At 33.5% G+C, this 18758-nt stretch carries 18 protein-coding genes; 17 read left to right on the top strand and 1 reads right to left on the bottom strand.

The genetic code is table 11. The features are described 5' to 3' along the window. Positions 1 to 33 precede the first annotated feature (33 nt). From NMAR_RS08805 to NMAR_RS08730, 16 genes are all read left to right on the top strand, one after another. Complete coding sequence (locus tag NMAR_RS08805; protein WP_148680240.1) at positions 34 to 240, top strand: hypothetical protein; 207 nt, start codon at positions 34 to 36, stop codon at positions 238 to 240. After that, positions 197 to 1792 (top strand): hypothetical protein, encoded by a 1596-nt coding sequence (locus tag NMAR_RS08800; protein WP_012216029.1) that lies wholly within the window; start codon positions 197 to 199, stop codon positions 1790 to 1792. The genes NMAR_RS08805 and NMAR_RS08800 overlap by 44 nt, the downstream gene beginning before the upstream one ends. Before the next feature lie 63 nt (positions 1793 to 1855). Continuing rightward, a complete protein-coding gene (locus NMAR_RS08795; protein ID WP_148680239.1) occupies positions 1856 to 2248 on the top strand; it encodes a hypothetical protein in 393 nt (130 codons plus the stop codon). Continuing rightward, positions 2241 to 2741 (top strand): winged helix-turn-helix transcriptional regulator, encoded by a 501-nt coding sequence (locus NMAR_RS08790; RefSeq protein ID WP_012216027.1) that lies wholly within the window; start codon positions 2241 to 2243, stop codon positions 2739 to 2741. Before NMAR_RS08795 ends, NMAR_RS08790 begins: the two co-directional genes overlap by 8 nt. A 64-nt stretch (positions 2742 to 2805) precedes the next feature. Beyond that, positions 2806 to 3966: a hypothetical protein gene (locus tag NMAR_RS08785; RefSeq protein WP_012216026.1), complete on the top strand. Its 1161-nt coding sequence runs from the start codon at positions 2806 to 2808 to the stop codon at positions 3964 to 3966. A gap of 127 nt (positions 3967 to 4093) precedes the next feature. After that, a complete protein-coding gene (locus NMAR_RS08780; protein ID WP_012216025.1) occupies positions 4094 to 5116 on the top strand; it encodes an AAA family ATPase in 1023 nt (340 codons plus the stop codon). 9 nt (positions 5117 to 5125) lie between these two features. Then, a complete protein-coding gene (locus NMAR_RS08775; protein ID WP_012216024.1) occupies positions 5126 to 5998 on the top strand; it encodes a DUF58 domain-containing protein in 873 nt (290 codons plus the stop codon). Then, positions 5999 to 6949, top strand: a complete 951-nt coding sequence (locus tag NMAR_RS08770) for a vWA domain-containing protein (protein WP_012216023.1) — start codon at positions 5999 to 6001, stop codon at positions 6947 to 6949. Next, positions 6924 to 8291 (top strand): hypothetical protein, encoded by a 1368-nt coding sequence (locus tag NMAR_RS08765; protein WP_012216022.1) that lies wholly within the window; start codon positions 6924 to 6926, stop codon positions 8289 to 8291. The genes NMAR_RS08770 and NMAR_RS08765 overlap by 26 nt, the downstream gene beginning before the upstream one ends. Beyond that, the gene (locus tag NMAR_RS08760; RefSeq protein WP_012216021.1) at positions 8291 to 9622 is read left to right on the top strand and encodes an FxLYD domain-containing protein; all 1332 of its coding nucleotides are present in this window, start codon (positions 8291 to 8293) and stop codon (positions 9620 to 9622) included. The genes NMAR_RS08765 and NMAR_RS08760 overlap by 1 nt, the downstream gene beginning before the upstream one ends. A 68-nt stretch (positions 9623 to 9690) precedes the next feature. Beyond that, the gene (locus NMAR_RS08755; protein WP_148680237.1) at positions 9691 to 11502 is read left to right on the top strand and encodes a hypothetical protein; all 1812 of its coding nucleotides are present in this window, start codon (positions 9691 to 9693) and stop codon (positions 11500 to 11502) included. A 43-nt stretch (positions 11503 to 11545) separates the two neighbouring features. Beyond that, on the top strand, positions 11546 to 13417 hold the full coding sequence (locus NMAR_RS09880; RefSeq protein ID WP_012216019.1) for a cupredoxin domain-containing protein: 1872 nt from the start codon (positions 11546 to 11548) through the stop codon (positions 13415 to 13417). 151 nt (positions 13418 to 13568) lie between these two features. Continuing rightward, positions 13569 to 15122 carry a hypothetical protein gene (locus tag NMAR_RS08745; protein ID WP_012216018.1) on the top strand — a complete coding sequence of 518 codons (1554 nt, stop codon included), beginning with the start codon at positions 13569 to 13571 and terminating at the stop codon, positions 15120 to 15122. A gap of 40 nt (positions 15123 to 15162) precedes the next feature. After that, on the top strand, positions 15163 to 15921 hold the full coding sequence (locus NMAR_RS08740; RefSeq protein WP_012216017.1) for a rhomboid family intramembrane serine protease: 759 nt from the start codon (positions 15163 to 15165) through the stop codon (positions 15919 to 15921). Between the two features lie 33 nt (positions 15922 to 15954). Next, complete coding sequence (locus tag NMAR_RS08735; protein ID WP_008300807.1) at positions 15955 to 16131, top strand: tautomerase family protein; 177 nt, start codon at positions 15955 to 15957, stop codon at positions 16129 to 16131. A 165-nt stretch (positions 16132 to 16296) separates the two neighbouring features. After that, on the top strand, positions 16297 to 17103 hold the full coding sequence (locus NMAR_RS08730) for a carbon-nitrogen hydrolase family protein (protein ID WP_012216016.1): 807 nt from the start codon (positions 16297 to 16299) through the stop codon (positions 17101 to 17103). Here NMAR_RS08730 and NMAR_RS08725 read toward each other — a convergent pair. Continuing rightward, complete coding sequence (locus NMAR_RS08725; RefSeq protein ID WP_012216015.1) at positions 17087 to 17545, bottom strand: topoisomerase DNA-binding C4 zinc finger domain-containing protein; 459 nt, start codon at positions 17543 to 17545, stop codon at positions 17087 to 17089. The two genes, NMAR_RS08730 and NMAR_RS08725, sit on opposite strands and share 17 nt — an antisense overlap. Before the next feature lie 48 nt (positions 17546 to 17593). Here NMAR_RS08725 and NMAR_RS08720 point away from each other — a divergent pair, with 48 nt between their 5' ends. Beyond that, entirely contained in the window at positions 17594 to 18757 is a 1164-nt protein-coding gene (locus tag NMAR_RS08720; protein WP_012216014.1) for a thiolase domain-containing protein, read from the top strand. The last annotated feature ends 1 nt before the right edge of the window (position 18758 follow it).

Genomic DNA, 18758 nt, shown 5'->3' with positions numbered 1-18758 from the left:
GTTTTTAAATAAATTCAGTAAAGTGATAATAAAATGAAAGACATCAATGATATCATGCCAAAAGTTCCTAACATGAGGTGGGGAGCTTTGATGAATAAAGCTCCAACCAGTAAAAAAGTTGAAGAGATGAACAAAATTTTCCCTAGTAACGGTAAATGGCATACAATCTTTGAAGAAAAAGACTCTGTTACAATTGATGGAAAAGAAATTCGTAAAAAAGATCCAAACAAGTGGACATAATTTGAAAAATCTATTCCTGTTACTTTTACTGCCATTGTTGTTTGTATTTACTTTTGATAGTGCCTTTGGTCATGGTGTAGGAAGTGAGACATTTCCTCCTGTAAACCTTGATGGAAAACAAGTAACTGTAGAGGTTTCTTCATCACAAAGTGATCCTGAAGCAGATGACGATCAACAAATCTCTATTTCTCTGATTGACTTTGATTCAAAAATTACACTACGTGATGTTACATTTCACATAAAATCTGAGAAAGGAAACCAATTTCTCTTTGAGCAAGAATTCAAAACAGATAATGGTTTTCTAGTATTCAATTTTGTTTCAGAAGAAACTGATTCTATTGTAATAGAAGAAGAAACTGGTGCTAATTTCTTTGGTTCCATATTGGGATTAGATAGTAGACTAATTCATGTCAAAGGCCCAAAACTCAGTGAGGGTGGACTGTACAAATTTGATATCAGTATACTTACTGCTGATGGATATTCAAAAACACTTGAAAAACCACTAGTGTTTAATGCAGGAATTTCTATTGCCCAAACCTCTAGCCATGATTTTGTTGATCCAAACTTTGGAGAACAAAGCATTGACGTAATTACTTACTATGATGAAATATCTGACTTTGAATATGATACTGATTCAAAAGAGATTAGATTTTCAATGCCTTTTGAATGGAGTCATACAAACATCAATCAAACATCAGTTGTCCATGAAGAGTTAGATATTCCAAAAACCTATGGTGATTTGCTTGTATCTGGATTCACCATGTACATTAATGGAGTAGAACTCTCTGATGACATATCTACAATAGATGACTTTTTTTCTGACGGTCGTGTGGTGCATTTTATTATTTATCAACAAGAATTACTCCGAGTTCTTGAAAATGGCTCAAATGAAAATGGCATGAATTTCCTAATTACTCCTGATAGAGATTATCCGCATATGAGCTCAGTTACTGAAAATGGACAATTTCGAATTTTTGCATCTTGGGAACCTGAAAACTTGCAATCTGGTTCTGATGCAAAAATATTATTTGATGTAACTGATGTTTTCTTGAAAAACAAACCTATAGCAACAAATTATGATTTCTCTATTACACAAAATAACAAAGTCATTTACCAACAAAGTGGAACAAGTACTGATTCAAGAGAAGAACATAATGTAGTAGAGTTTACAATTCCACAAGATGTTACAGGAATTGTTAATCTAAATTTTAATAATTTAGATAATAATGATCTTGCAAGAACAACTATTCCAATTGTAATTGATAGAGTTACATCTCAAAAAGAAATTACAATTCCTGATTGGATTAGAAACAATGCATTGTGGTGGTCTGAAGAACAAATTGATGATAATACATTTGTTCAAGGAATTGAATATCTCATCAAAAACAAAATAATTGTAATTCCATCAACACAACAACAAGATTCTTCATCCCAAGAAATTCCATCATGGATTAGAAACAATGCTGCATGGTGGGCTGCAAAACAAATAGACGATCAGACATTTGTCCAAGGACTGGAATATTTGATTCAAAAGGGAATCATTCGTGTCTGATCGATGCTAGTTCGAGAATTGAACCAGTTGCTTTAAATGAAAAATTAATCAAATTTCATTACTTTGTTTAGAGCTGAAAGGATACTAGAGAAAAAATCTATGCTATTTTCTCTTGTAGTTACTGGTGTTGTTGCAATTTTGGCTTTACCAGTAATCATCCCTCATTTACTACATGGGCATCATATCGCTCACATCTTTTTACATGTTGGAGGAATTACTCTTGCAGTTTTCATCTCAATACTTGCAGGATTTGCATACTATCGATTAAGAACAAAACGACTTTTACTTAGCTCTATAGCATTTGCCAACTTTATTGCAGCTGAAGTTGTTTTGTTAGTTGATGCAACATGGCCAAGCATCTATGATCTAGAATTTATGCCTCTTGCAGAGGTAGGACATTTATTGACCTTTGCAACATTAGGATTGCTAGCGTTAGGAGTGTTTAGAAATGACTGATAGAGATTCACAAATTCAAGAAATAATAGAAAAAAATCCAGGAATCCAATTCCGTGAAATCATGCGTTCTTCTGGATTAAAAAATGGAGTACTAAGTCATTATCTAGATAAATTAGAAAGAAACGGAGTTATCAAAGCTGATCGTGGTCCAAGACAAGCTAGATTCTATCCTCCACAAATTACAGAAGATGAATCAATTGTTATCAAAGCATTAAGAAAACAAACTCCACGTGATTTGTTACTTGCACTAGTCAAAGAAGATGGTTTAGAATTTCCTCAACTAGTTAAAGAGGTAAACAAATCCCCATCAACCGTGTCATTGTATTTGTCACAACTAGTTGATGATGGACTAGTAGAAACAAAAGTTGTTCAACTCAAAAAAAGATATCATATTAAAGTCAGAGACTTGATAGATAAACTAGTTGAAGACTATAGACCAAGCCTACTTGAAAAACCAACTTCTGGATTCGAAGATATCATCAACTCTTTCTAGAGTTTCTCAACCACAAATTCTTCTATTACTAGGATTTTTCTCAATCATTCTGTTTTCTCCTAGTTTGAGTTTTGCTGAAGTTTATGTTCCATTACATGAGTACTTGGGATATTTTGATTCAACTGGAATTTACACTGTAGTTGGTAATGTTAAAAATGAAAATGATTTTGCAATAATTCCTACAATTACCGTTTCTGTAATTGAAAATTCTGAAACAATTTCAAAAACTATTCAGCATGTTCCACTTGCTGCTGGAACAGAAATTCCATTTAAGATAAAATTTCCTGAAGTACAATCAAACACTCCAGTTCTAGTTAATCCTGAATTAATTTATGAACAAACAATGACTAATCCAGTTCCAATCCAAATTCTTTATGATAAGACACTAGTCAAACATGAAGATGGTCATATATCAGGCAGAATTCAAAACACTGGAAATGAAACAATACACTTTCCAAAAATTTTTGCAGTTGTTCATGGATATGAAAAAGTTCTAGATATTACTCAAAATATCGAATATATTGAAAAAATTGAACCTGGAGAAATTCTAGACTTTACAATGTATCCTGATCCTTCAGTAACTGAGGATATCTTTTACTATAGTTGCTTTGCACCAGTTGATACTACTGTAATTCCTGTGACTGCAAAGAAGAATGGTGGTGATTTTGATTTCAGATACGATTCAGGTGCATGGTATTCAGCTGCAAAATTTGATGAATCTGGAACAACAATGACAATTAGAGGTTACAATAGTTATCCATTAGAGACATATGCAAACTTTGAATTTGCTCCAATTTCTGGAAATGAAAAATTTTCTGTCACACTAAATGACGAACCTATAGAATTTATCCAAAGCATTGATGATATGGGATTCTGGCATGTTGCATTTACTGTTGAGCCTCAATCCCAAGGTGTTTTGAAGATTTCAGGTTTTGACAAAGGATTACCTCCTGAACTTCCTACAGTTCCTGTTTGGGTAAAACAAAATGCTGACTGGTGGGCAACTCAACAAATTCCTGATTCAGAATTTTTAGAAGGAATTGACTTTCTTTTTGAAAAACAAATCCTATCTGTTCCAACGCGTGAAGTAGTTTCTGAATCACAATGGAAGATTCCTCAATGGGTACAAATTCCTGCAGGTTGGTGGTATGAAGAAAAAATTACTGATGAACAATTCTTAAACATAATTGAGAATCTAGTACAACGAGAAATTATTGTAGTTTGATCAAATTTTTAATCTAGACAATAAGAATTGCAAATTCAAAAGGTCAGTTTACGCCGTGCGTATGAATACTGGTACATCTTTCGAATGAACCAGTCTGATATTTATCCCGAAAACGGCATTCTACGACATGGCACTGAGAGAGAATCACGTAAACTATTCGGTATCAAATGAAGATATCAAAAAGCTAAGTGAGCAAGCTCAAAAGTATGCAAAGAAACTAAATGCAGTTTTTGAAGAATCTCATAAAGTTGTGATTGGACAACAAGACGCTTTACAGAAAATTCTCATTTCAATAATAGCTGATGGCCATGTACTCTTAGAGAGTGTTCCTGGTTTAGCAAAGACATTGATGGTAAAGACAATGGCACAAATTTTCAATGTTGATCATGTTAGAATTCAATTTACACCCGATTTACTTCCAGCAGATATTTTAGGAACAAAAATTTACAAGAATGCCTCAGGATCATTTGTAACACAAAAGGGTCCGATATTTCATAATTTTGTGCTTGCTGATGAGATTAATCGTGCACCACCCAAAGTCCAATCAGCATTACTTGAAGCAATGCAAGAAAGAAATGTCAGCATACACGGAGACACATTTGAATTAAAAAAACCATTCCTAGTTCTTGCAACACAAAACCCAATTGAAAACGAGGGAACATACAAACTTCCTGAAGCACAAGTTGATAGATTTGCTCTGAAAATTTTAATTGATTATCCTTCAAAACAAGAAGAACTCGAGATTATTGAAAAAAATTCATCTGAACAAGAAGATAAAGTAAATACAATTATCAGTCCTGAAGAAATTTTAGAAATTCAAAAATTCAATGAAAAAATTTATGCTGATAAAGTAGTTACAGAATATATCGCAGATATTGTAAATGCAACACGAACTCCAAAAGACTATGATCTAGATTTAGAAAATATGATAGAGTTTGGAGCATCTCCTAGAGCATCAATTTGGTTAATGAGAACTGCAAAAGCAAATGCCATGCTTAATGGAAGGGGCTTCATTATTCCAGAAGATGTCAAAGCTGTTGCACACGAAGTTCTCAGACATAGAATAATTTTGACATTTGAGGCAGAAGCAAACGGAATTACCTCTGATAAGGTAATTGACTTTGTTTTAGAAAAAATCAATCCGCCTTAGGTTTAGGCCATGACTGAACTCACAGAACTCTTGAAGCAGGTAAAAAACCTGGATATCAAGACCAAAAATCTAGTCGAAGGCATGGAATCTGGTGCCTACAGGTCCAGATTTAGAGGTGGAGGAATTGAGTTCTCTGAGGTTAGAGAGTATGCAGCTGGTGATGATGCCAGAAGAGTGGATTGGAATGTTTCAGCTAGATACAATGATCTTTTTGTAAAAGAGTTTGTCGAAGAAAAAGAGCTTAACGTCTATGTTGTAATGGACATGTCTGCAAGTAATGACTTTGGTTTTGTAAAGAGTAAAAAAGAACTTGGATTTGAGATAACAGCTTCTCTGATGTTTTCTGCACTAAAGAACAATGACAGAGTTGGATTGGGTCTTTTTACAGATTCATTGGAAAAATTTGTTCCTGCAAAAAAAGGCAAAAAACACATGATGGAAATTTTAAAAAAATTATTAGAATACACTCCTCAAAGTACACAAACAGATATCTTTAGATCATTATCAGAATTACAAAAAAATCTAAAACGTCGAAGTGTTGTTTTTGTTGTTTCAGATTTTATGTCAGATTCATTCGTAAAGCCATTGCAATATCTAAAATTAAAACATCAAATTGTTTTAGTAAATATTTCTGATATTCGTGAAACAGAGATTCCTGAAATTGGTCATGTATATCTAGAGGATGCAGAATCTGGAGAACAAATACTGGTAAACACTTCTGATAAAAAATTCCAAGAAGAGTATTCTAATCTTATTAAGAAGACTAGAGAAGAAATTGAATATGAAATGAAAAAACTGGGAGTTGATTTTTTGAATCTTTCAAATGAGGAACCCTTTGATGTTACATTTAATCGCTATATTCATACTCGGAGGAGAAAATAGATGGAAATTCATTTTGAATATCTTTATGCATTATTTTTGCTTTTGATAATTCCTGGATTGTATGTTCTTTATTCAAAATACAATTCTGAGAAAAAAGATTCTATCATGAAATTTAGCTCACTAAAAATTGTAAAAAAATCTGTAATGGGCAAAAACTTTCTGCGAAAACATTTGCCATTTGTCTTGATGATGGGGATTCTCGGATTGGCAATTATTGGACTTGCAAATCCTCAAATCCCAACACTATCAGTTGAAAATGGCATCAATTTGAGCATAGTTTTAGATGGTTCTGAAAGTATGGCAGCCACAGATTATGAGCCAACACGTCTGGATGCTGCAAAAAACGCCATAAATAATCTGATTCTAAAAATGGGACCTCAGCATAATGTGGGAGTTGTTCTCTTTGAGTCAGGTGCAACAACTGTTTCTTACCTTACACCTGATAAAGAAAAATCAGTTAATGCAATTTCATCAATAGAACAAGGATTGGGTGCTACTGCCATTGGAGATGGACTTGCACTTGGAGTAGATATGGCTTCATCAATTCCTGACAAGAAAGGTGTAGTGATCTTACTGAGTGACGGAGTACATAATTCCGGATTAGTAACACCAGAAGAAGCAACAGAGTATGCAAAAATCAACAATGTCCAAATTCATACAATTGGATTAGGTTCAATTGAACCTGTTTTTCTAAGAGATGATATCTATGGCGAACCACAATATGCAGAATTAGATGAAGAAACACTTGTAATTATTGCACAACAAACCTCTGGAAATTACTACAAATCACTTGATGAGCAAACATTAAATGAAATTTTTGTTAATCTTAGCTCTAATCTTGCTTATGAAATTGAATATTCTACAATAAGAGATTGGTTTATAGCTGCTGCAATTGGATTATTGCTAATTGATGCTTACATAATTTATGGCAGGTATAGAATTGTCGCATAACTCTTTACTTTTTAGCAAAAAAATTATTGGAATCTTTTTGTTATTACCTCTCATAGCTGTGAATCCTGCATTTGCAGAATCTACCGAAATTCAAATGGATTGGTTAATTGAAGGGCAACTTGAAAAAGAACATGTTACAACGCAAGAAGCTGAAATAGTTTCCAGCTATGAAGAATTGGTAGTAGAAAATACAGAATCTGTAAAACCAATTTATGATAAATTCATTACAGGTAACAACTACTCTATTGGAGATTATAAAATTACAATTGATTCAGAAGAAGGTCAAATTCTAAATGGAATGCTAATTGAACAACGAGATCTTAGACAAGAAAGTTTTAAACATAAAATAAAATATTATGACCGATTTTCTGATGGCTATGTCGAAATTGCAGAAGCTTTGCTTGATCCTATTGGAGATAGTAGATATTTGATAAAAGGTCAGGCATTTGATTATAATCCAAACTCAAACTTGGAGCTTTTTGTGCTTGAACGTGGATACAGTATGGATAATTTAGCAGCAATTCCAAACGACATCTTTACTCCTAAAGAATTCACACTTGGTAGACAAATGATGGAAGATGCTACGTTTAGTGGTGAGGGTGAGTTTGATCTAAGGGAATACTCTCCAAACTATCTCTTACTAACTAAAGAACAAATTCAAGAAAGAATGAATGATGCATTCTCTGAACAGACTCTGCAACTATTTGATGGTATATTGTCTGGTGAACAGCTTCCACCTGGTAAATTACCTGATACTGGTATAGCTGTTTCTGCACCTACAAGTGAACCAGAAAACATATTTGATAATTTCAAATTTGAAAAACCAAAGTTCGAAAATACAAGACACATACGTGATTCATTACAGAGTAATCCGTTCCAAGTAACTGCACCTACACAAAGCTTTGAAAATATTTCACTACTCTTGATTATTCCAGTATTTGTTGCATTAGCAGTATTTGGATATCTATTGCGCAAGAAATTATCAGAAAGAAAGTATGAAGAACCACTATTGCAAGTGTCAAAGCCTCAAACTGACTTTAGAGAATTAACTCAACAAATGATAAACAAATCTCAGAATTTGTTTGATAATAATCAAAGAAAAGAAGCATTTGAAACACTCAGTCAGGCAATTCGATACTATTATTCACAAAATATGGAAATTTACAAAGAAATGACAAACCAAGAGTTACTAAGTGTGCTTGATGAATCAAAATCAGATGCATTTGGCAAGGTAAGAGGTTGGCTGTTACTTTGTGGAAGTGTAGAGTATGCAAAGTATGATTCCAGTGATGCTGACTTTGGAGATGCACTATCACAATTCTCAAAGGAGGTTTCTACTTGATGAATCTAAAAATCAGTTCATTATTTGCAATCACTGTCCTCTTACTTGTAATTTCACTCCAAAATCCTGTTTTTGGAGATGATTCTGAGCCTAGCATATTCCCTGATTGGGTAAGACAGACTACTTCTATCTGGATAGATGGGCAAATGTCTGATTCTGAATTTTTAGCACTAATTCAAAACATTCTTGATAAAAATATCATACCTGATGAAATAAAATCACAAGAAATTCTAATCAATACTGCAAAAACTGTAATTCAAGATATTCCCGAATTATACGAAGAAAAGACTTTAGAATTAATTCCATATTGGGTTAAAGATAGAGCAGAATGGTGGATTGATGGAAAAATAAGTGATTTACAATTTCTTAGAACAATTCATTACTTGAGAGAAGTTGGGTATCTAGAATACAACCCCGAGCAAAGTATCTTTTCAAATGATGAAACATTCCAATCAAGTCTTGAAAAATATTTGTTAAATGATAAAGAAATTTTGAATATTACAAAAGAGACAAAGTGGAGAACATTTTCAACTGAATATGAATTTGAAGAAAAAGAAGGTGTTGTAGATTCTGTCAAAATTATTTTCAATGACATTACTAGAGTATACGAACCAATTTTTTACAAATTCAAAGTACCTACATTAACAATGCAAATAATTGAATTTAACAACAAAAATGATTTAGATGACTATTGGAATTCTTTTGAAAATAAAGACAAAGTATTCGAATCTGCATATCTTAGTGGAAACCCAAATGAAAATTCTGAATGTTTGTTTAACTATACTTCAAAGGGTGGATTAACATCATGCATTTATGAAAATTTCATAATACATGTTATCATATTTGATCAACATAATGAACACTACAATTATGATGTCTCTGATCTAATCTTAGATGAAACCGAGCCTACAACTAGATTTATGAGTGAAATTCTAAAAAAAATTGCGTATTTCAATAATGATCACATGAGTTCTCAATTACATCATATTTTACAAAAAGATATTCAAGAAAATATTTCCCAAGACTCTTCTAATCCAATTCAAACTGTACCGAAATCTATTGAACCAGAAAAATCTGCAATTCAAGGTGTAGAAAATTTTTCATGTATACGTGATGATTTTGGACTAGTAACAATTTCTGGTCAATATCATAATGATCATCTAAAGCGACCTCAAGTCGAACTCTCAATATCTTTTTTGGATGCCAAGGGAAACACAGTTGGTAAAACTAGTACTACATTTACTGACCTGCAAGAATTTGAGTCAAAAAGATTTGTAGGTCATTCAAAATGGAGTGAACATTTCCATTCCTGTCACGTTGAGGTCAAATAATAGATCTAATGGTACATTTATCGAATGAACCATTCCCATTATATTCAAAACAATGTTTTAGATTTCATATGGCAAAAAGTATGGGAACAATTGCAATTTTCGCATTTATGGTAATTTTAACATCTACAATTACAATATCCCCAGTCTTAGCTGATACTGGTTTTACAAATGTACAAAAATCAGCAGGAATTATAATGAAATTCTGTGCAAATGAAACTTTCAAACTACAAGATTGTAATGAAAGATATGAAGGAATTGGCTGGACTGATAGAGTAAACGTCTTGATTTATGCTCCAGGATGGAACGAGGATGATGATAAAATTGAACAAATTGGTACCACATCAAATCCAATTGATGTCTACACTGATGCCAACCGTGTAAATGGCGTTGAGTTTACAGAAACTGGCCCTGATACTGGCATATTCATGGGAGTTGTAAAATTGACAGGTGCAATGCGTTATACTGTTCATGATACATTTCTTACTACTGTTAAAACACCTGGAATGACTATGGATCCAGATGGAATGAATATTTCAGCACATGATAGGGCTGTAATGATTGCAACATCTACACAAGATGGTAGATTAACAGTTGACTGGGAATATAATGAAGATCAACATGTTTACAAAACTGCATATTATACTTGGCAAATGGGACAAGCTGAATTCCACAAAGATACCTATGATGTAAATGAAAAAGTCACATTTTTCATACGTGATACCGACTTGTGGAAGCACCACCGAGAATTTTTCACAAATTATGTTAAAGTATATTCAGATTCAGATAAAGCAGGAATATTTGTTGGTGTTCAATTTGTAAAAGATATGGATCATGCAAAAATTCAGAATGCAGTATATGATCGTCACTTGAGTGAACCAGCTGCAAGCTCATTAACAAAATACACTCCTGATGGAGAATGGAAAACATATCTCTGGACTGAACCAGGTGGTGTAATTGGTGTTGATCAAGATTATGACTTTAACTTAATGGTTCATGATGGCTTAACTGACATCCACGAGATGGGATTGTCTTATGATATGGATATCTATCTTAACGGTGAATTAATTGAATCAAGAAATGATCAATATTGGGTAGACGGACAAGGTGTAGAACCAATTCGCTTTGATGAGAGAGGCTCTGCTAAAATTGTAGTTTCTAACATCTTTGATCAACCTGGTCAAGAAGTAAATTTCTCATTCCAAGTTGCACCTGAAGCAATTTTAGAAGAAGTTGTACCTAGACATGGTTCCTTTGAAGTTGGAAGTACTCCTAATTACTTTGTAGGATATGAACATCCTCACTATATCAATTATCTTCCAGGCGAGTTCTTTATGACCACTGGAGATTCTTCTCAAGAGCAAAATAGATTGAGAGTTACAAATGGTGATACAATTTACATTGAATATGAAGACATTACATTACCACGACCATACACTACTGCTGATAGTATGGAAATAGTTGCAAGAGCATTAGTTCTTGATACTGGCGTTCATATGGTTTCAGATGATTCAGAGATATTTGTTGAAACACCTAGACCTACAGTAACTCCGGTTTCAAGTGACATTGATATGTCAAAACCTACAATAACTTCTGTTTCAACTGACATTGCAATTCCGGATTGGGTAAAGAAGAATGCAATGTGGTGGTCTGATGGACAAATCAATGATCCAGACTTTGCAAAAGGTATTGAGTATCTAGTTCAAGAAAATATCATTAGTGTATCTGCTGCAGAAGAAATTGTTGATGAAGATGTAAACATAACATCAATTCCAATGTGGGTAAGAAATAATGCAGGTTGGTGGTCTGAAGGTCATCTTACTGATGTAGAATTTGCAAATGGAATCAAATTCTTGATGGCATCTGGATTAATCAAAGTCTGAGAATTTTTGTTAACTTAAAATAATTTACAACATTTTGATTGACATGAATCATAAGTTATTTCTTGGAGCTCTCTATCTACTTTTGATTTTTGGATCAACACAAATCGCATATGGTGGAGGTTCTGGTAGTGAGGAAAGTGATATTATTTTTATCAACCAAAATTATTTCAAAGTACAATTAGAAACAAGTCCTTCAATTTTAGAAGGAAACGAAGAACATGTTACTTTTGATATTACAACAATTAATGATGATACTGGACAAGTAGTTTTAGGTGTTGAACATAAAGTTGAGATCTTTGATGGACAAGGAAATCTGATTGTAGAATTTGATGCATATTCTCCTGATGAAAAACTTCGAACATTAATCATACCTAGCTCTAACGTGAATTTTTCAGGTGAAACTGCAGAAAATGATGCCTGGCTAGCCTCAAATGATTCTCCTTTGACTATTGAGGCTCCATTATTTTTGGAAGGGGGACTAATTGATGTTCAAATGACCTTATTATCAATTGAAAATGAGCCCGTATCTGAAACTGAAACACCATTTCAAATTATGTTTACTATGGGAGAATTTATCCCATTTTCTATTGACATTGATGATGTAACACATGATTTGATGTTTGCAACATATTTTGATAAAATAGATAACTTTCACTATGATCAAAGAGACAAAAAACTTACTGCACAAATGCTATTTGATTGGAATGAAGACTTTATCGAATCAATTCCCTTTGTTCATGCTGAATATTATATTCCAAAGACAGTAGATATTTTTGAAAATCATGATATAATGTTGACTGTAAATGATATTTCTTATTTTGGAACAATTGATCGTTCTGGTAATGAGGAAATTGTAGTTCACTTTTTACTTTCATCAAAAAAATTATTGAAAATGATTGATGAAAATCCTCCTGAATTAAATGATAAAATGATCTTTGGCATTCAATCAGGCAAATTAAGAGATGTTCAAAAAAGTGATGCTTCATTAGAGAATGGTGATAAAGTAATTCAATTGTCTTCTGAAGAAGACTGGAAATTTCATTTATCTCTAACACCCAAAGGAAAAATTAATCCTGGTAATGATGTTACAATGCATATAGAATTCCATGATCCAATTTCTAATGTAATTATTCAACAAAACGTCTATGATCTAGATGTTTTTCTTAATGGTAGGATAATAGAATCAAAACAGGGATTGGAAGCACATGACGGAACTGATTCTGTCAAAATAAACTTTGATCAAGTTGGTGCGGCACTTGTAAGGATTTCAAATGTAAACAACTTTGATACTTCGGGAGAATTTTCATTCAAAGTATCTGAACCAAAAGAAGAATTGATTGGTGATCATTTTGTAGATATTGGTATTGGAACATCATTACCCGGATGTGAAACAGATAACTCTTGTTACCTTCCTGCTAGTTTGACTATTGAGCCTAATCAAATCGTATTATGGGATAACAAGGACAGTTCAGCTCATACAGTCACATCTGGAACTCCTGATGAAGGGTCTTCTGGTATCTTTGATAGTGGGGTTGTGGCTGCAGGGGAAAAATTCTCCTTCAAATTTGAAGAAAATGGAACTTTTGACTACTATTGTACTCTTCACCCATGGATGATTGGATCAGTAACTGTTGGAGAAACAAAACCTGCTGTTCCAGCATGGATTAAAAACAATGCAGGTTGGTGGGCAGAAGGTGCAATTGATGATGATGCCTTTGTACAAGGAATTCAATTTTTAATCAAAGAAAATGTTCTACTAATACCTGCTACATCTTCAGGTGAAAATTCTGGTTCTAATGAAATTCCAGCATGGATTAAAAACAATGCAGGGTGGTGGGCAGAAGGTGCAATTGATGATGATGCCTTTGTACAAGGAATTCAATTCTTGATAACAAATGGAATCTTACAAGTATAGTATATACGACGAATGTACCAATTATGTTTTAATCTATTTTGTATTAACTCATCTTACAGGCCATAGTCGGTGAGAAACTAGGAGGAGTCATCTTGGTTGCCAGTTTCTCATCTATTATTTTTTTATAACAGATTCTCCTAATTTAAAAATCTTGAAAATTCTTAACGCAATATTATTTGCATTTTTAATATCTTCACTTTGTTCGTCATTTGCTTTTGGTCATGGATTAGGAGGAGAAGTTTTGCCTCCAGTTAAAATTGAAAACAAAGATGCATCGCTTTCAATTTCAATTTCTCCCTCAATATATGATCCTGAAGAATCTGAAAAATATATTTCACTTCGATTGTTTGATGCAAATACTGATGCAATAATTGAACATGTTACATTTGAATTTGAATTAAAAAAAGATGGCAAACAAATTTTCAAAGAAATATTTCATGGTGAACTAGGATATCTATCAATCAAAGTAATTACTGAAAATTCTGAAAATATCACTATAGACGGAGAAATTGAGCCTGTACTAGGGGGTTGGATAAAAAATGAATCATCTCTAATTATGCGGGGTCCTATTTTCATGTCTGGTGGCCTGTATGAGTATAATGTCAAAATACTATCTATTGATTCTGATTCCAATGTTTTATCTGATGAAGTACAACTACAAGGAGCAATTAGTCTAGCTGAAATAAAATCATTTCAAGTATCAGATTCTCAAAATAATGAACAAACGATTCAAGTTATTTCATATTTTGATAAACTTGATTCATTTAATTTTGATTCAAATAAAGTAACAATTTCTATGCCTTTTGATTGGAATCAAGATTTAGAACAACTAAGTGTGGTTCATCAAGAGCTTAGAGTTCCAAACACATTTGGAGATTTTCTTTTTACAACATATCAAGCAATTGTTAATGACATTCCATTACCTGATGATACTGTAAATATTGATGATTATTCATTTGAAGATAGAACCATTCACATTGTTCTAAATCAAGAATTACTAAAACAAATTCGTAATGATGCTTCAAAATACTCTGATGATATGATAATTTTTGAACTGCAACCAAGTGATGAGGTGAAATTTCCTCTTGAATTCGCAACTCCTGATTTAAGATACAAAGTTTTCTTGTCATGGGAACCTGAAGTTATCAAATCTGGAAAAGAAGTTACATTCTTTCTTAGTTTAGAAGAGATCTTTTCAGATAAAACAAAGAAAATAGTAGAATATGATTTATCAATAGTTCAAAATAATTCTGAAATATTTTCAAAACATTTGGTAGGAAATGTAAATTCTGAATTGCCAAATTCACACAAAATACAATTTAATGAAAATCAAGTAGGAACTGCAAATTTTGTATTATCAAATATTGATGGAAATTCTTTGTCCAAAGGTAATTTCATTCTAGTAATTCATCCTAGTGAGCCTGAAATTGAAACTGTTCCAGCATGGATTAAAAACAATGCAGGTTGGTGGGCAGAAGGTGCAATTGATGATGATGCCTTTGTACAAGGAATTCAATTTTTAATCAAAGAAAATGTTCTACTAATACCTGCTACATCTTCAGGTGAAAATTCTGGTTCTAATGAAATTCCAGCATGGATTAAAAACAATGCAGGGTGGTGGGCAGAAGGTGCAATTGATGATGATGCCTTTGTACAAGGAATTCAATTTCTGATCAAAGAGGGAATAATACAAATTCAAAATTGAAAAATCTTATTATACAAATTTCATTGAAACTAAACAACTAATGTTACCATTAAGAGATGAAAACCCACATCCTCCAGGATTCAAACCAAAAATTACAATTGGATTAATCATACTCAATGTTGTAATATTTTTCTACGAAGTAGCTGTTACTGGTCAATTTTGGGAATTTTCTAATCAAAGTGCTGCATTCATGTTTTTTGAATGGGGAGCAGTTCCTAGTTGTATTACTGGTTTCTCATCAATGATTCAACCAGGAATTTCTTGTCCTGATACTCCGTACTTTTCATTGTTTAGTTCTATGTTTATGCACGGAGGTTTGATGCATTTGGGTGGTAACATGTTATTTTTGTGGATCTTTGGTGATAATATTGAACTAAAATTTGGCAAAGCAAAATTTCTTTTAATTTATCTTGCATGGGGAGTTGGTGCGGGTTTTGCCCACATTGTAATTGATCCTACAAGTTCTATTCCTGCAGTTGGCGCATCAGGAGCAATTTCTGGAGTACTTGGCGCATACTTGGCAATGTTCCCTAGAGTTAGAATTACCACTTTTCTTATGTTGGGTTTCTTTTGGAGAATGATGCATATTCAAGCACGATGGTTCTTGCCATTTTGGTTGGTCTTCCAAAATCTCTTACCATTTTTCATAGGTGGCTTTGGTGTTGCAGGTGGTGGTGTTGCATACATGGCACACATTGGAGGATTTGCAATAGGATTTGCAACTGGTTATCTCTACAAAAAAACACACAGTTCTGAATACACTTATGGTACACGATACGGATACAGACCAGATTATTGAAAGCATAAATTCTTGATTCTAGTTTGAGTTTTCATGCCATTGATTACAGTATCAATGTATCCTGGAAGAACACAGGAACAAAAAGACGAATACGCAAAAGCAATCACAAAATCAGCAGTTGAAATTCTAAAAACAAAAGAAAATCATGTTATTGTTGTTTTTGAAGATAATCCAAAAGAAAACTGGTTTTTAGCTGGAAACCAACTCTAATTATTTTTTAAAAAAGTGACTGGATAATCCCTGCCAGTCGCAGGTTGACATACACACTATGGTCGGTATGTTTCTAGTATGACTAATTTACATAAGAAGAAAATGGTACATTTTGCGATTGTACCAATCGTTTTCCTTTTATTGTCATTTGATTATTAATTTGCAATGAAAGCTGCAGTTGTACAATTCAAAGCATCAACAAACAAAGAAACTAATCTAAAAAAAATTATTTCATTCATTGAGAAAGCTGCTTCCAAAAATGCAACGCTTTGTGCATTTCCAGAATTTATGATGTTTTACACAAATTCTTCTCAAACACCAAAACAACTTGCCACTCTAGCTGAAACCATTAATGGAAACTTTGTAAACACTATTGCTAATACTGCAAAAGAAAATCATGTTCAAGTTGTAGGCTCATTTTATGAGAAGAGTAGAAAAAAAGATAGAGTATATGACACTTCATTTGTAATTGACAAAACCGGTAAAGTGATCTCTACTTACAGAAAAATTCATCTCTATGATGCATTAGGTTTTAGAGAATCAGACAAGATGGCATCAGGTTCAAAGATTGCAAAGCCTGTAAAGACAACAATTGGTAAAGTTGGAATGATGATATGTTATGATTTACGTTTTCCTGAAATGTCACGCTCACTTGCAGCTGCAGGTTCTGAAGTTTTAGTTGCGCCATCAGCTTGGGTTAAAGGAAACATGAAAGAAGAACATTGGATTACAATAAACAAAACTCGTGCAATTGAAAATGGCTGTTATGTCATTGCACCTGATCAAGTTGGAAACATTTACTGTGGAAGAAGTCTAGTTGTTGATCCATATGGAAAAATTTTACTTGATATGAAAAAGAAACAAGGAATAGGATATGTCAACATAGATCTCAAAAAAGTAAAACAAATACGCAAAGTTTTACCATTACTCAAAAATAGAAGAACTGATATCTATCCTACTTTGAAGGCTTGATTCTACTTTTACAGTTAAAGTTTGAGCATTGTTTACTCCATTGTTGTTTTCGTGAGTAACGAAAAATCACCATTGGCCATTTACAAACCTCACATGGACTCTTTGTAGCTCTGAGTTTTGCCTTTTGTAGTAAAGGTGATGATGCTTTACACCCACCATAAAAGTTAGAACAACCCATGAATCGCTTCCTTGTTGTTCTTGAGCGAATAACCATCAATTCACCTACTTTACACTCAGGACATTGAACCAATCCATTTTTTGGAGAATTTGTTCCAAGAATCATGTATTTTTTGTCTTTTGATGACCAAGATAGATACCCATTACCATCCAAATACTGAATGATCTCTTTTTTGAAGATACTAGTCTTTGACTTTGTAGTTTTAACCGAATGTCTAACCACGGTCTTTTTGATCTGTACAGTTTGCAATTTCTTTGATGGCATTTTCTTATGATGAATTTACTAAAACGATTTTTATAGGGACTTGGGTCAGTGACATTTGTGGAAAAGGTTTGTGTTCTTGGCGCAGGAAGCACCAAGTATGGAAAATTAGCAGATAGCATTGCTGATATTACTACTCAGGCATCAGTTGCAGCCATAGAAAGTGCTGGAATCTCTCCTAAGGAGATCAAAGCATCCTACATCTCAAACGTATTTGGAGTTGCAGACAAGCAGGTACACATTGGTCCTGTTTTGATGAGTAGATTAGGTATTCCAGACAAACCATCATTAACAATTGAATCTGCCTGTGGTAGTGGTTCTGTATCCTTTAGAGAAGCATATGCCAACGTTGCAGCAGGATTTTATGATTGTCTCTTAGTAACTGGTGTTGAAAAAGTAACTCATACTGGAACTGAATGGACAACAACTTACTTTGCATATTGTTCAGACTTTTTCTATGAGGGTCAAGCAGGTGCATCATTTCCAGGATTATTTGCATCAATGGCAAGAGCTTACATGACAGAGTTTAACACTACTGAAGAAGACTTTGCAAGAGTTGCAGTAAAAAATCATGATAATGGTGTATTGAATCCAAAAGCTCACATGCAGAAAAAAATTACTATTGATGATGTATTGAACTCTGCAGTTGTTGCAAGTCCACTAAAATTATTTGATTGCTGTCCATTTTCAGATGGAGCAAGTTCTGTAATATTATGTTCTGAAAAGTTTGCAAAAGAACACGGTGGTGATTATGTTGAATGTATTGGTTCAGGTCGTGGTGGTTCTCCTGCAGCATTGCAAGGACGTGATCACATGACGACAATTCCAAGTACAAAACTTGCAGCAGCTGATGCATACAAGATGGCAGGTATCACTGCAAAAGATGTAGACTTTGCAGAAGTACATGACTGCTTTACAATTGCAGAAGTTGTTGACACTGAAGACTTGGGTTTCTTTGAAAAAGGAAAAGGTGTTGAAGCTGTACGTGAAGGTAGAACCGCACTAAATTCTGATATCTCAATTAATCCATCAGGTGGTCTTAAATCAAAAGGACATCCAATTGGAGCTACTGGTGTTGGACAAGTAGTTGAAGTATATGATCAATTAACTGGAAACGCTGGTGAAAGAACTGTCAAAGATGCAAAGATTGGTTTAACTCATAACTTTGGTGCAACTGGCGCAAGTTGTGCTGTTCATGTTTTCCAGAGTGTGTAAA

It is taken from the genome of Nitrosopumilus maritimus SCM1 (assembly GCF_000018465.1).
Lineage (GTDB): Archaea > Thermoproteota > Nitrososphaeria > Nitrososphaerales > Nitrosopumilaceae > Nitrosopumilus > Nitrosopumilus maritimus.
This window is presented reverse-complemented; position numbering and strand designations above follow the sequence as displayed.

Excerpts from the sequence above, each read along its gene's own strand:
- NMAR_RS08805 (WP_148680240.1), top strand. The coding sequence starts at position 34 with ATGAAAGACATCAATGATATCATGCCAAAAGTTCCTAACATGAGGTGG.
- NMAR_RS08800 (WP_012216029.1), top strand. The coding sequence starts at position 197 with ATGGAAAAGAAATTCGTAAAAAAGATCCAAACAAGTGGACATAATTTG.
- NMAR_RS08790 (WP_012216027.1), top strand. The coding sequence starts at position 2,241 with ATGACTGATAGAGATTCACAAATTCAAGAAATAATAGAAAAAAATCCA.
- NMAR_RS08780 (WP_012216025.1), top strand. The coding sequence starts at position 4,094 with ATGGCACTGAGAGAGAATCACGTAAACTATTCGGTATCAAATGAAGAT.
- NMAR_RS08775 (WP_012216024.1), top strand. The coding sequence starts at position 5,126 with ATGACTGAACTCACAGAACTCTTGAAGCAGGTAAAAAACCTGGATATC.
- NMAR_RS08770 (WP_012216023.1), top strand. The coding sequence starts at position 5,999 with ATGGAAATTCATTTTGAATATCTTTATGCATTATTTTTGCTTTTGATA.
- NMAR_RS08765 (WP_012216022.1), top strand. The coding sequence starts at position 6,924 with ATGGCAGGTATAGAATTGTCGCATAACTCTTTACTTTTTAGCAAAAAA.
- NMAR_RS08760 (WP_012216021.1), top strand. The coding sequence starts at position 8,291 with ATGAATCTAAAAATCAGTTCATTATTTGCAATCACTGTCCTCTTACTT.
- NMAR_RS08755 (WP_148680237.1), top strand. The coding sequence starts at position 9,691 with ATGGCAAAAAGTATGGGAACAATTGCAATTTTCGCATTTATGGTAATT.
- NMAR_RS09880 (WP_012216019.1), top strand. The coding sequence starts at position 11,546 with ATGAATCATAAGTTATTTCTTGGAGCTCTCTATCTACTTTTGATTTTT.
- NMAR_RS08740 (WP_012216017.1), top strand. The coding sequence starts at position 15,163 with ATGTTACCATTAAGAGATGAAAACCCACATCCTCCAGGATTCAAACCA.
- NMAR_RS08735 (WP_008300807.1), top strand. The coding sequence starts at position 15,955 with ATGCCATTGATTACAGTATCAATGTATCCTGGAAGAACACAGGAACAA.
- NMAR_RS08730 (WP_012216016.1), top strand. The coding sequence starts at position 16,297 with ATGAAAGCTGCAGTTGTACAATTCAAAGCATCAACAAACAAAGAAACT.
- NMAR_RS08725 (WP_012216015.1), bottom strand. The coding sequence starts at position 17,545 with ATGCCATCAAAGAAATTGCAAACTGTACAGATCAAAAAGACCGTGGTT.